The following is a 13534-nucleotide window of genomic DNA, read 5'->3' on the forward strand; positions in this document are numbered from 1 at the left end:
GCATCCAAATGGTTCGCGTGGCCTGCCCACGCCTGAATGACAGGCTAACTCACTCGCACTTCGAAAATGAAGGGCTCAATCGATATCGGCTCAGGTTGCACTGAAGAAACGCCCGCCACTGTCCCTGAGCATCTGCACCATCGCCTGCGCCGCAGGCGACAGGTAACCGCCGATCCGCAGGGTCAGGCCGATGGTGCGTTTCATTGTGGTTTGCTCCAACGGCACCTCGCGCAAGTGCTTCATGCCCGCGCCGAACTCCAGCGTCTCCCGGGCAATGAAACTCAGCAGGCTGGTCTGGGCGATCAACCGGGGCAGCAACGAAATCGAGTTGGTTTCAATTTGCACCGACGGCAGCGGCAACTGATTCGAACGAAAGGCTTCGTCCATCCATTGGCGCGAGGACACGCTGATCGGCGGCAAGATCCAGCGATAGTTGCACAGGTCGCTCATTTGAAAAGGTGACGCGAAGATCGGGTGATTGTGGCTGGCGACCACCACAGCTTCATCGTCCAGCACCGGGTAACTGATTAATTGTTCGTCGCTGGTGATCAGCGGGCAAATGATCATGTCCAGTTGCCCAGACCTGAGCAATTCCCGCAGCAGGTCGTCCTGACCGATCACCAGCTTCAGGGTGATATCGGGCGCGCGTTGCAGCAGCGCTGTGGTCAATTCCGGCAACAGGTATTCGGCCATGGTCGCCGCACAACCCAGTCGGATATTGCCCACGACCCCGCTGGCAAAGTCGCGCACTTCGCGTTGGGTCTCGGCGATGCTCTGTTGCAGCTGCTTGCCCCGCGCCTGCAGCAACTCCCCGACCGGGGTCAGCTTGATCCGCCGCCCCTCGCGCTGGAACAGTTTGGTGCCGAAGGATTCTTCGAGCCGCTGAATGCTCTTGGTCAATGCCGGCTGGCTGCGATTGAGCTTTTGCGCGGCACGCCCCAGATGCCCGAGCTCGGCAATCGTTTCGAAATAAGTGAGATCGCGAAGATCCATATTGATCAACCAAAGTTATCGATTCATGACTATTAGAAAATAGACTTGATTGATTGGGCTGTCGATACTGCATGCGTTGCGTTGGTAAACATTCCACGAGGAACGCCGATGCTTTGGAGAAATTCTTTGTCACGCGCTTCAGGTCTATCGCTGCACAGCCTGCCCCCGCTCGCCCAATGGTGCTGTTTGATGCTGCTGGCTGGCACCTTCGGCCAATGGCTCACGTACTGGGAAATCCCGGCCGCACTGTTTCTCGGGCCGATGCTGGTGGCGATCCTGTTTGGCGTGTCCGGCGCATCGATCCGCATTCACAAGCAGGCCTTTCGCCTGAGTCAGGGCTTCGTCGGAATGCTGGTGGCGCACGCCATGACGATCTCGGTGCTGGCCACCGTCGCTCAGTCCTGGCACGTCATGCTGTTCGCCACAGTGCTGACCGTCCTGCTCAGTGCGGCGGTCGGGCTTGGGCTGGTGCGCTACGCCGGCATAAAAGGCAGTACCGCCGCATGGGGCACTCTCCCCGGCGCGGCCTCGGCGATGGTGGGCATGTCCGAAGACTACGGTGCGGATTCGCGAGTAGTGGCGACCATGCAGTACGTGCGCGTGGTGTGCGTGGTGATGATCGGTGCGCTGGTCAGTCGCCTGTTCGGCGTGGAAAACGGCGGCCCCGAGGTGCACGCCAGCGCCGTGGTGTTACACGGTTCGGACGCGCTCAACATTGCTCTGAGCGTCGCGGCGATCGTAATCGGTGTCTGGCTGAGCGCGAAGATCCCGGCGGGCGCGTTGCTGCTGCCGTTGCTGATTGGCGGCGTTCTGCAACTGAGCGGGTTGCTGCAAATCACCCTGCCGCACTGGATGTTGGCCGTCGCCTACGGCGCCATTGGTTGCTACATCGGCCTGCGCTTCGATCGCCCCACCATCCGCTATGTGTGGCGACGCTTGCCGGCAATGATCTGCGGCTCGCTGCTGCTGATCTTATTGTGTTCGCTGTCCGCCTGGCTCATCGCCGAGCTGATGGGCAAGGACTTCCTCTCGGTCTACCTCGCCACCAGCCCTGGCGGCCTGGATGCCATGGCGATCATCGCCATCGACACTCACTCGGACATCGGCTTCGTGCTCGCCATGCAGACCCTGCGTATGCTTGCGGTGATCGTCACCGGCAGCTTCTTCGCCCGACAGATCATTCGGTTGACCGAGAAAAAAGCATCGGTCGTCAGCAGCACTCTGTAGGAGATGTCGCCCCGTCTTCGACGCCGCGCTGTCGCGCAGCAAACTGGGGCCCGGTAGGAGCTGCCGAAGGCTGCGATAAGGTCGGCACGACCTTCAGCGGTCTCAAGAAAGCGACCGGTTCCCGGTCGATCGCAGCCTTCGGCAGCTCCTACAGGGAATCAGCGTTTGGCTGAAAATTTCATAACTTTTATTATTTATTTTTCAACGACTTATAGGTTATTTGATAGGAGCAGGCTTGCCTGCGAATGGCGGCGCCTACTGCATCTCGCCGTCGTACAACTGCCCCCGCCGCACAATCGACCCTGGCATCAGCAACGCACCCGGCGCCACCACGCCATTACCTCCCACCCGCGACCGATCGCCAAGCAGCGCACCGAACTTGTCGCACCCCGTACGCTGCAACTCAGTGCCAATGCGCACAATGATTTCCTTGTCGTCGCGCTCGTTACGGTAGTTGCAGACGACGCTGCCCGCCTCCAGGTTCACACCCGTGCCGAGGATCGAATCACCGACAAAGTTGAAATGCGCCAGCTTGCTACCGCTGAACATGAACGAGGTCTTCAGCTCGGCACCTGGCCCGAAAATGCAGTGTTCATCGACCCAGCAACCGCCGCGCAGATACGCCCCGGCCGCGACAAAACCATGCGGCCCGAGAATCAGCGGCCCCTTGAGCACGGCGCCCTGCTCGACGATGGTGGTTCGATGCACCGCGATGTCGCCGTGGATCTCGTATTCGTCAGCCGGCAGTTCAGCCAGCAATTCGAGGACGATTTCCGGGGCGCGGGTCACCAATTCCCACGGCGTCAGATCGCTCCAGCGCGACAGCACCGAGCCGGAAAAGGCACTGATGTAATCCGAAATCTTGATCATGTGAGCTCCTTAACCCAAGCGCGCAAGGGCAGTGGCCAGGCTTGGCGCCAGGGCCAGCATTGGCAGCAAGGTCGCTTGGTACGCGTGATACAGGTCCGGTTTGCCGGGCCAGATGTCGGCGCTGGGCTGGTTGTGTGGGTTCAGTTCGTGGCGCCAGCTGCCGTGTTCGCGGTCGATGAAAAAGGTTTCGTTGAACTCCCAAAAGAGTCGATACCAGTCTTCATACTGCTTTTCACCGGTGCGTCGCAGCAACGCTGCGGCCGATGCGCAAGCCTCGGCGTGGGTCCAGTGCAGACGATGACGCACCACCGGGCGGTTTTCCCAGTCCAGGGTGTAGACGATGCCCGGTTCGCCATCGACGTCCCAGCCATGGCGACAGGCGCCGTCGAACAGATGCTTGGCATCCTCCAGCAGCCAGGATGGCGTCGGCAGCTTCGCGCGTTGGCGGGCCGCCTCAAGGTGCAGCAGCAAGCGCGACCACTCAAACGCGTGGCCCGGTGTAGTGCCGAATGGCCGGAAACCGTCTGCCGGGTTGTCCTGGTTGTAATCGGGTAACGCCTGCCATTGCAGGCTGAAATGCTCGACCACCTGAAAGCCATTGGCGGCCGCGTGGGTGTGAATCACCCGCTCGACGATACTCAGGGCGCGGTCCAGCCATTTGCTGTCGCCGGTGACATCGGCCAGCGCCAGAAACGCTTCGGTGCCGTGCATGTTGCTGTTGGCGCCGCGATAGGCTTCCTCGTCGCTCCAGTCGCGGGTGAAGGATTCGCGCAACGCGCCTTCGTCAACGCTCCAGAAATGCGTTTCCAGCACCGCTATTGCGTCGGCCAGCAACTCGGTCGCTCCAGGGCGCCCCGCCACCACCGCCGAACTGGCTGCCAGCGCGACGAACGCATGCAGGTAAGCCGCTTTACCGCTGTCGGCACCTTCGCCCAAAGGTGCCGCGAACCAGCCACCGTGCTCGGCATCGCGCAATGGGCCGCTCAACGCCGCAATGCCATGATCGACCCGCGCAGCGCAGCCGGGGATGCCGCGAATATGCGCCAGGGCAAAGCTGTGGGTCATGCGCGCGGTGTTCATGGTTTCGGCCCGGGCGTGCTCAGGCAGACGCCCCCGATCATCCAGATTGCCAAAGCCTTGCGGCAGTTGCGCCGCCTTGGCGAAAGCCAGCAACCGATTGCCTTCCAGCGACAACCAGGCCGCGTGCCCCGGCGCCTGTAACCAACTGCTGAAACCGCGATTGACCTCATCCATTTGTTGTTTTACCTCTGTCGATGAGCAGGATCTAGAGGCCAGATCATGCTTGCCGACATTGGCCGGGGGCAAGGGGCGCAATGTCACGCAACGTCACATACCATTAATCCCTGTAGGAGCTGCCGAAGGCTGCGATCAACCGCAGAGCGGTTGTTTTCTTGATATCGCTGAAGGTCGTTCCGACCTTATCGCAGCCTTCGGCAGCTCCTACGGGATCAGCGTCTCAAACGCGAAACCGCGTCACCACCTGGTTCAACTCTGCGGCCAGGCGCGAAAGCTCATGGCTGGACGCGCTGATTTGCTGCGCGCCCGACGCGGACTGCATCGACAGGTCACGAATGTTGACGATGTTGCGATCCACTTCGCGGGCGACCTGCGCCTGTTCTTCGGCGGCACTGGCGATCACCATGTTGCGTTGGGATATCTGGTTGATCGACTCGGTGATATCGGTCAGCGATTCGCCTGCGCCCTGGGCCAGTTGCAGGGTTGAACTGGCACGGTCGCGGCTGGTGTGCATTGACTCCAGAGCTTCTGCGGAACCGCTGCGCATGGCCGAGACCATTTTGTCGATTTCCAGGGTCGACTGTTGAGTGCGATGAGCCAGTGCCCGCACTTCATCGGCCACCACCGCGAAACCACGACCGGACTCACCGGCGCGCGCCGCTTCGATGGCGGCGTTCAGGGCCAACAAGTTCGTCTGATCGGCAATCGAGCGGATCACGTCGAGCACCTTGCCGATGTCCTGGGACTGATCGGCCAGGTTCTGCACCAGCGTCGAGGTGGTCTGCACATTCGCCGACAGGGACTCGATCGCCTGCACCGTGTCGACCACGCGTGCCTGCCCTGCCCTGGCGGAATTGTTGGATTGGGTGGACGCTTCGGACGTCGACACCGCGTTGCGTGCCACCTCCTCCACGGCCGAGGTCATTTCATTGACCGCCGTGGCCGCCTGTTCGATCTCGGCGTTTTGCTGCTGCAGTCCGCGGTTGCTGTTTTCTGTCACTGCATTGAGTTCGGTGGCTGCCGACGCCAGTTGCGTTGCCGAGCTGCCGATCTGGCGCAGGGTCGTGCGCAAATTGCCCTGCATCTGCTCCAGTGCTCGCAGCAGGCGCGTCACTTCGTCATTGCCGGCGATGCGGATGTTCTGGGTCAGATCACCCTTGGCCACGTGTTCGGCGGCGTTGACCGCATCTTCCAGAGGCCCGACGATGCTTTTGGTCAGCAACAGCGCCAATGCGACGGTGCCCAGGGCGGCGACGATTACAAACACCAGCACGATATTGCGCGAATGATCGTACTGCACCTCGGCGTTCGTCCCTTCCTGATCGACGTGCCTGGCATAGAAGTCGCCCATGTCGCCGAGCTGTTTGCCGGAGCCGTCGACAATCTGTTTCATGTCGACCAGCAGCAATTTGATCAAGGCTGCCTGATTATTCTGTTCGGCCAGGGTGAAGGACTGCGTCACGCCCCGCTGATAATCCGCCAGCGACACCTTGAACTGATCATTCATCTGCCGCTCTTCAGGGGTGTTGACGAACGTGGAGAAGGTCTCGAGCTTTTTCGCCAGATCCTGATTCCGCACGTCCATCTGACTTCGGTACTCGTGGAGATGACTCAGGTCCGGGTCCAGCGCCATACGCAGGGAAATGGTGCGGATGCGCAGCATCAGTTCACGAATATCGTTGACCACGCGCATGCTTGGCATCCATTTGCTTTCGACCGCCACCTCGCTCTGGCGAATCGTCGACATCTGTATCAACGCGAACCAGCCTAGCAGAGCGACCAACAGGGAAATCAAGGCAAAACCAAGGCCCGCGCGGCGGGCGATGGTCAAATTTCGTAGGTTCATGACCGTAGGCTCTTTTTTTATGGGGGCAGGACGCACAAGAGATAAGTCGTCGTACGACATTAGGAGATATCGACTGACACCGAGGCTTCTTGAGGCGACTTTGAGCGAAATGCCAACATTAGCTGTAGGAGGTTTCATCACTAGAAACGCTTCCAGCCGACGAACGTAGCCCTGCAACCTTGTCTAGAGGTTCATTGTCTGAGAACGCGGTTGCCAAGAGGGTCTTGTCATGCATCTCGAAGGTTCGTGCCATTGCGGGGCGGTCGAGTTCAGTCTCGACAGCACTTATCCCTACCCCTACCAACGCTGTTACTGCTCGATCTGCCGCAAGACCCAAGGCGGAGGCGGATACTCGATCAACCTGAGCGGCGACGCGCGCAGCCTGAAGGTCAACAACCGTAAACCTATCGGCATTTACTACGCGCGGATGAGAAATGGCCATGAGGTGCATATCAGCAATGCCGAGCGGCATTTCTGCAAACGCTGTGGCAGTGCGCTATGGTTGTTCAGCCCCGACTGGCCGGAGCTGATTCACCCTTTCGCATCGGCCATCGACACCCCACTGCCGCGGCCGCCGGAGCACACTCACATGATGCTCGATTCGAAAGCCTCGTGGATCAAAGTCGACGTGCAGCCCAACGACAAGCAGTTTGACGGCTACCCGGAAGAATCCATCGAGCAATGGCACAAGCGACTCGACTTGAGCCGTTAAGGATCGCCGGGCACCTGCAGATTGACCGGCGTCAGCGCAGATCCGGTTCGGCGCAGACCTTGATCACTTGCTCGCGAAACCAGACATTGGCCTGATCCGTCTCTGCCTGCTCGCTCCACAGCATGTCCAGCGTAAAGCCCGGCAAGCCAGGTGGCGCTTCGCAGCAGGCGAGCCAGGTTTCATTGCCTATCAGGCGTTGAATACGCCGGGGCAAGGTCAGGACAAAATCCGTTCCGGCGATCATCTTCAGCGCCGCGACATAGGTGTTGGTCCGGGCAACGATCTGCCGGTTGCGACCCTGTTGGCCCAGCCAGCCATCCACCATATTGGTGTCGGAGGTCCAGGGTGTCGGGTAGACATGGCGCCGGTCGATGAACGCATCGATGTCGATGGCGGCAATCGGCGGCGCGGAATGCCTGTCCATCACGCAGACCAGATCGTCGTCCAGCAGCACCTGTGAGTTCAAACCGATGGGGCGGCGATGGAAGTCCGGGCCGAAACAGATGACCAGATCGAGGCTGCCATCCTTGAGTTCCTCGACCGGCACCTGTTTATCGAACTTGCGCACATTGACCGTCACCGCAAAACCACTCGCGATGAAACGTCTCGATAACGCGGGAAGCAGCAACAGCTCGAAGTATTCCGGGGCGCAGACATTGAAGGTGGTTTGCCGCCGACTCGGGTCAAACAGCTCAAGCCCTGAATGGCACAGATTGATGCTCTGCAGAATCTGCAACACATGGCCGTACATGGCCACTGACTTGCTGGTCGGGCGCATGCCGTTGCGGGTATTGATGAACAGCTCGTCTTCAAAGCTGGTGCGCAGCTTCTTCAGGCTGTAACTGACCGTCGACTGGCTGATACTCAAGGCCTCGGCCACCGCGGTGGCGCTGCTCTGCTCGTACACCGCCACGAACACCATCAGATCCTGCATATCGAGCTTTCTAAGCCCATTACTGTTAAGCATGAAATCCATCTCATCGACGCTGCAACCCAGGGGGGTCAGTGCCCGAGGACGATATCATCAACGACGCCCCGATACCTCACGCCGTCGCGGCCTGGTAGTGACGACTGGTGATGACTAGCGCCAGCATACCGACGCCCACCAGGAGCGCACCGGCGATTTGCAGCGACAGCGGTGCCTGCCGCAGCCAGAACCACTGGAACAGCGTGACAAACAGCGTGCTCAGGTACACATAGGAAATCACCGTCGACGGCGCAAGGACACCGATGGCTCGGTGCAACAACCAGAATGTGCCGAGGGTGCCAAATACTGCCAGATACATCAGCCAGCCCAGATCGAGTCTCGACAGTTCGGCAGCGCTGCGCCAGCCGCCGCTGAACCCACAGACCGTAAACAGAAACAGCGCGCCGAACAGCATGTTCCAGAACGTCATCGCTACTGGATCGCGGCCCTTCAAGACATTGGCCTTAAAGCGTTGGCTCAAAGGCGAATAGAAGGCCATGGCCAGACACCCGGTGCCGTATATCGACACTGCGTAGAGTGACGGCAACTCGTTGACCGAGGCGCCTTTGAGGATCAGCAACAAAGCACCCAACGCGGCCACCAGCATGGGCAGGAGTCGTTTTTTCTGCGCGCTGCCCGGCAGCAGGAACACTTCAAAGAACAAGGTCATCAGTGGCACCAGGGTATAGAGCGTGGCGGTGGTGACCGCCGAGGTATACCGCAACGCTTCGAACAACGACCCAAAGTACACCGCCAACAGCAACCCCAGACCCGCGTGCGCCAGCAGCCCCCTGGCAGAGATCGGCGAGGTGTTGTTCAGCACCAGCATCGGCAAAAACATCAGCGCAGAAAAAAACAGACGCAACCCGGTCAACAACATCGGATCGATCGACGGGCTGACCTCTCCGGCGGCCAGGAAGGATGACGCGAGCAATATCGCCCAGACCAACATGCTCCAATGGGCTACGGCAAAACCGGCCCGGGTGCTCGACGGACAAAGATTTTTCATATTCAAACCTCGAATTTTCAGGGCCCGATTAGGCCGACATCCGCCCGACCGGGCAAATGAAAAACTCGTTCGGCTTATTGAAAAATCAAAGTGCCTCAGTATCCGTTAGCGAACGCTCAAGAGGCGTTGGCTTCGTCGCTATTAAATGCCAACCCCCACCCATTGCGATGGGCCGTCAATCCGACTATTTGCGGATGAGTCCGGAACAGATGTCCCGAAGCCGGGGCGTTGGCCAAGGCTTCCATGGGGACGTCATGGCGGGCGCTGGTGATGTACAGGATGTCCTTGTTCTGGCCGCCAAATGCCAGGTCGGTCGGGCTGGGAATCGGCAGCCCGATCATACGGTCGAGGCTGCCATCTTCGCCGAAGCGCACCAGACTCCAACCGTCGCGCAGGGTGGTCCAGACCCCGCCCTCGCGGTCCAGGGCCAGGCCGCTGAGGCGGCCGGAACCCTTGGGCAAGGTCGCCAAACGACGCACTGCGCTGCTGCCCGGATGCAGCAGGAACAGGCTGCCGGAATCCGGGCCGATGGCGTACAACGCGTCGCCTTTTTCATCCCAGCAAAACGCGCTGATGCGCTCCTGAAAGGTCCAGGGTGCGCGCAGTTCGCCCTGGGCGCTGAGCTCGCCCAGTTTGCAGCCGCTCGACGTGGCCAGGCAGGCCCAGAGACTGCCGCCAGGATGGCTGCACAACCCCAGCAAATGCTTGCCCGGCCAACCGCCCAGCGGGTGCTCCTGGCCATCGCGATCCAGCAGCAACCAACCCTGGGTGTGGCAGATCAGCAGCCCCTCGTGATGCAGTTCCATCGCACAGACCGGTGAATCGAGCCGGGCGAAAATCCGCTCGCCCTGAGCGTCCAACACGCGAATCGCCGGGGCCAGTGTATCGACCCAGTAGAGGCATTGCCGGTCATCGGACCACCGCGGAAAAGCACCGTTGAAGGCCCACGGACACGCCACCAGTTCCACTTCACTGTCGGCCACCCGCACTTGCGACTCGCTCAACTGCGCGCCGACCCGGCGGGCGGCGTCGGTCAGTTCCGGGCCCAGCAGCTCCAGGCGCTCCAGGGTCAGTCGATAGGCCGGGCCGGCGACACTCAGGGCACCCCGGACCTTCCCCGCGTTGTCGCGAATAGCGGCCGCTACGCAGCGCACGCCCATAACGATTTCCTCATCGTCGATGGCATAGCCCCGCGCCCGGGTGATCTGCAATTCAGTGTGCAGTCGGCGTCGATCGGTGATGGTCAGCGGGGTCAACGGGGTGAAGGTCAGGCCCTTGATGATTTCCTCGCGGCTGGCTTCATCCATCGCCGCCAGAATCGCCTTGCCCTGTCCTGTGCAATACACCGGTTTGCTCCGCCCCAAAGCGGCAGCGGAACGCGTGGTATGGGCACCGTCGCAACGCTCCAGCGACATCACCTGATTGCCATCGAGCACGGCCAGATAGGAGGTCTCGCCAGTCAGGTCACGCAGGGCACGCAGTTCAAAACTGGCGGCCGCCACCAGGTCCGGCATCAGGTAAGCGTTGCGCACCAGCTCCAGATAACGAAAGCCGAGTCGGTAGACCTTGCGCAGCGGATCGCGACGAATCATCCCGCGCTCCACCAGACTCGCAATGATCCGGTATAGCGTCGTGCGCGGTAGCCCGACCTTGCTCGCCAATTCGGCCTGATTGAGCCCCTGGGGCGCTGAGCCTATGGCCTCGAGTACGTCCATGGCTTTTTCCAGTGCGCCGGTACCGTCTGATGCAGTCATCACCAATTCCCATAATTTGGAACATCACTCAGTCCGCAGCATAAACCTTGTTTCCTCTGCGTCAATCGGGACTTAGGATCAGTCCATACCAGCAAGCGAGTTATGTTTTTTGGCCCACATTACGGGAATAACCGCTCAATTGAATAGACACCCGCTTTACACCGGGCCGCGACGACCAGGAGAACAACAATGACGAAGATCCACCAGTACACTGATGCTTACGACAACACGGCCAACCGTCATGTGACCGTCAGCGATGAAGTATTAGCCAAGCTTGCCCTGTGCAGCAGCGGTTCGTTGACCACCCAATTGTTCAAGCTGGGTTTCCGCCAACCGGCACTGGTCGGCCTGCGCGCCATGAGCCGCAACATCAAGCCGTTCGCCGGTCGTGCCTTCACCATGCGCTTCATCCCGGCCCGGGAAGACATCGACACCTACGGCACCATGACCACCAAGCCGAACCACGACAACTTGCAATGGCAAGGCGTCGAACAGGTTCAGCCCGGTGATGTGCTGGTGATCGACAGCCAGAACGATCCGCGTGCTGCCTCGGCCGGCAACATTCTGGTGACCCGTCTGCTGGCCCGTGGTGCCCGCGCTATCGTCACTGACGGTGCGCTGCGCGATGGCAGTGAGATCGCTGCGTTGTCCCTGCCCGCCTATGCCCGGGAAATCACCGCCACCACGCGAATTTCCTATCACCACGTCGCCGACTTGCAAGTGCCGATCGGCTGTGCCGGTGTGGCGGTGTACCCGGGCGATGTGATCGTGGGTGATGCCGATGGCCTGACCGTGGTCCCGGCGCACTTGGCCGAAGAGCTGGCCGATACCTGCACGATCCAGGACGACCTGGAAGACTATCTGGCCATGCGCATTGCCTCTGGCGAGGCCTTGTGGGGTGTGTACCCGCCCAGCCCGGCGGCGGTTTCCGACTATCACGCGTGGGTCGCTTCGGGTCGCTTCGGGTCGCCCGCGCATCCCGAGCATTATCGGCAAGGAGACGAACTGATGAGCGTGATCAAGCAAGAGCAATACGCCGCCCTGATTCGCCGCTACTTTGCCGCCTGCAACGCGGCTGACCATGCTGCGCTGGTGTCCTGTTTCACCCCGGATGCGGTGCATTATTTCCCGGCTGGTCTGCCTGAAATTCCATGGCGCAGTGCCGACACTATCGCGAGCAAATGGGTCTGGTGCGTGGAGAACCTGGGTTCGCGGTGGACCATCGAAAAAATCCTGGTCAGCCACGACAGCCATGAAGCAGTGATCGAGTGGACTCACTGGAAAGGCAAACTCGGCACCGCCCTGCGCGGGGACGAATGGTACGTGTTCGACGAGCAAAGCGGTCTGATCAAGGAGATCCGCGCCTACTACGCCTCGCCGGCGGATAAGGACGTGGCGATCAATGAACTGGTGGATTTCGATTACAGCGGACGTGGTTACAACCTGGAACCGAAAGACCTGGAACCCAAGAACGGAGGCTTGAAATGAGTACGCTCGATACCTTGTTGATCGACCAGGCCGTCGACCAAGCCGCAGCAGCGGCCAGCGCCTGGGCCGAGTCGTCGGCCTCGGTGCGAGCCGGCCTGCTGCGCGGTCTGGCCGATGCGCTGGAACACCAGCAACAACCTTTGATCGCGTTGGCCGATCAGGAAACCGGTCTGGGCGTTGTGCGCCTGACTGGCGAAGTGGCGCGCACGGCGTTCCAGCTGCGCGGTTTTGCCGAGGAAGTTGAAGCCGGCGTACCTTTTTTCCGTGTCGATGACCCAGCCATCGCCGGTGCTCCCCCTGCCGGCCGGCCGCGCTTGACCCGGGTATCCCAACCGCTGGGGCCGGTGGCCATGTTTTCGGCCAGCAACTTTCCGTTCGCGTTTTCGGTACTCGGTGGCGATACCGCTTCGGCCCTGGCCGCCGGTTGCCCGGTGGTGGTCAAGGCGCATTCCGGCCATCCGCAGTTGTCCCGCGCCGTGCACGAAGTGGCGCAGGGCGTATTGGCCGAACAAGGCCTGCCTGCCGCGTTACTGGGTCTGGTCGAAGGCGCTTCCCGCGCGGCTGGCGTGCATCTGGTGGCCCATCCGCAGATTGCAGCGGTGGCCTTCACCGGCTCCTTTCAAGGCGGTACGGCGTTGTGGAAAGTAGCCAACGAGCGCGCTCGCCCCATTCCGTTTTTCGGCGAGCTGGGCTCGATCAACCCGTTGCTGGCGCTCCCAGAAATCCTTGAACGCGACGGTGAAAGTCTGGCAAAGACCTTGGCCGCGTCCATCACCATGGGCTGTGGTCAGTTCTGCACCAGCCCTGGGGTGATCATGCTGTTCGATCACCCGGCCAGCGAGCGCTTCATCGACTTGCTGAGCAACACCCTGCAACCGTTGAATACCCACAGGATGCTCACACCAAGTATGCGTCGCGGTTTCGATGACGGCGTCACCCGCCTCTCTCGCTCCAGTGCAACCCGTCCACTGTTCCAATCCCATACCGATAGCGATGGCCCGGCACCGCACCTGTTCGAGATCGATGCTCAGGCGTTTATCGACAACGCCGAGTTGCGCGAAGAAATTTTCGGGCCTGCGGCCGTGGTGCTGAAGGTGAAATCGGTAGAGCAAGCCGTTTCGGTGTTCGACGCTATCGGCGGAACCTTGACCGCGACCTTATGGGGATTCGAACAGGCCACCGACGACACGCGCGCGTTGTTGCGCGCCGCCCGAAACATTGCCGGGCGCGTGCTGTTCAGCGGCGTGCCGACCGGTGTCGCGGTGACCCACGCGCAACAACACGGCGGCCCTTGGCCCGCCTCGACGCAGCCGCAATCAACCTCCGTCGGCTACGCCGCACTGCAACGCTTCCTCCGCCCACTGGCCTTGCAGGATGCGCCTGCCTGGGCGCTCGGCGAATAAGGAGTCTG

The 13534-nt window shown here is 60.8% G+C and carries 11 protein-coding genes and 1 pseudogene; 4 read left to right on the plus strand and 8 right to left on the minus strand.

Annotation, left to right across the window (positions count from 1 at the left end; genetic code table 11):
- Nucleotides 1–90: 90 nt before the first annotated feature.
- Nucleotides 91–993: a LysR substrate-binding domain-containing protein gene (locus tag AC1MEE_RS15170; protein ID WP_480416095.1), complete on the minus strand. Its 903-nt coding sequence runs from the start codon at nt 991–993 to the stop codon at nt 91–93.
- A 126-nt stretch (nt 994–1119) separates the two neighbouring features.
- On the opposite strand from AC1MEE_RS15170, the gene AC1MEE_RS15175 reads away from it, so the two are divergent.
- Complete coding sequence (locus tag AC1MEE_RS15175) at nt 1120–2220, plus strand: AbrB family transcriptional regulator (RefSeq protein WP_480416096.1); 1101 nt, start codon at nt 1120–1122, stop codon at nt 2218–2220.
- A 255-nt stretch (nt 2221–2475) separates the two neighbouring features.
- Here AC1MEE_RS15175 and AC1MEE_RS15180 read toward each other — a convergent pair whose 3' ends face one another.
- From AC1MEE_RS15180 to AC1MEE_RS15195, 4 genes and pseudogenes are all read right to left on the minus strand, one after another.
- Nucleotides 2476–3090 (minus strand): LbetaH domain-containing protein, encoded by a 615-nt coding sequence (locus tag AC1MEE_RS15180; RefSeq protein WP_480416097.1) that lies wholly within the window; start codon nt 3088–3090, stop codon nt 2476–2478.
- Nucleotides 3091–3099: 9 nt separating this feature from the next.
- Entirely contained in the window at nt 3100–4344 is a 1245-nt protein-coding gene (locus AC1MEE_RS15185) for a D-mannose isomerase (protein WP_480416098.1), read from the minus strand.
- A 223-nt stretch (nt 4345–4567) separates the two neighbouring features.
- Entirely contained in the window at nt 4568–5431 is an 864-nt protein-coding gene (locus AC1MEE_RS15190) for a methyl-accepting chemotaxis protein (RefSeq protein WP_480416237.1), read from the minus strand.
- Nucleotides 5423–6331 (minus strand): annotated as a pseudogene (locus AC1MEE_RS15195) (MCP four helix bundle domain-containing protein); the annotation flags it as partial. The pseudogene AC1MEE_RS15195 and the gene AC1MEE_RS15190, both read right to left, overlap by 9 nt.
- Before the next feature lie 91 nt (nt 6332–6422).
- On the opposite strand from AC1MEE_RS15195, the gene AC1MEE_RS15200 reads away from it, so the two are divergent.
- Nucleotides 6423–6905: a GFA family protein gene (locus AC1MEE_RS15200; RefSeq protein ID WP_480416099.1), complete on the plus strand. Its 483-nt coding sequence runs from the start codon at nt 6423–6425 to the stop codon at nt 6903–6905.
- A gap of 31 nt (nt 6906–6936) precedes the next feature.
- On the opposite strand, the gene AC1MEE_RS15205 is transcribed toward AC1MEE_RS15200, so the two are convergent.
- The 3 genes from AC1MEE_RS15205 to AC1MEE_RS15215 all read right to left on the minus strand — a co-directional run bounded on the left by AC1MEE_RS15205 (nt 6937) and on the right by AC1MEE_RS15215 (nt 10635).
- Nucleotides 6937–7872 carry a LysR family transcriptional regulator gene (locus AC1MEE_RS15205; protein ID WP_480416100.1) on the minus strand — a complete coding sequence of 312 codons (936 nt, stop codon included), beginning with the start codon at nt 7870–7872 and terminating at the stop codon, nt 6937–6939.
- Between the two features lie 76 nt (nt 7873–7948).
- Complete coding sequence (locus AC1MEE_RS15210; protein WP_480416101.1) at nt 7949–8881, minus strand: DMT family transporter; 933 nt, start codon at nt 8879–8881, stop codon at nt 7949–7951.
- 116 nt (nt 8882–8997) lie between these two features.
- The gene (locus AC1MEE_RS15215; RefSeq protein ID WP_480416102.1) at nt 8998–10635 is read right to left on the minus strand and encodes an IclR family transcriptional regulator domain-containing protein; all 1638 of its coding nucleotides are present in this window, start codon (nt 10633–10635) and stop codon (nt 8998–9000) included.
- 189 nt (nt 10636–10824) lie between these two features.
- On the opposite strand from AC1MEE_RS15215, the gene AC1MEE_RS15220 reads away from it, so the two are divergent.
- A complete protein-coding gene (locus AC1MEE_RS15220) occupies nt 10825–12123 on the plus strand; it encodes an RraA family protein (RefSeq protein ID WP_480416103.1) in 1299 nt (432 codons plus the stop codon).
- Nucleotides 12120–13526 carry an aldehyde dehydrogenase (NADP(+)) gene (locus AC1MEE_RS15225; protein WP_480416104.1) on the plus strand — a complete coding sequence of 469 codons (1407 nt, stop codon included), beginning with the start codon at nt 12120–12122 and terminating at the stop codon, nt 13524–13526. The genes AC1MEE_RS15220 and AC1MEE_RS15225 overlap by 4 nt, the downstream gene beginning before the upstream one ends.
- Nucleotides 13527–13534 lie beyond the last annotated feature (8 nt).

The sequence above is a fragment of the Pseudomonas sp. ASL3 genome, from assembly GCF_056680425.1.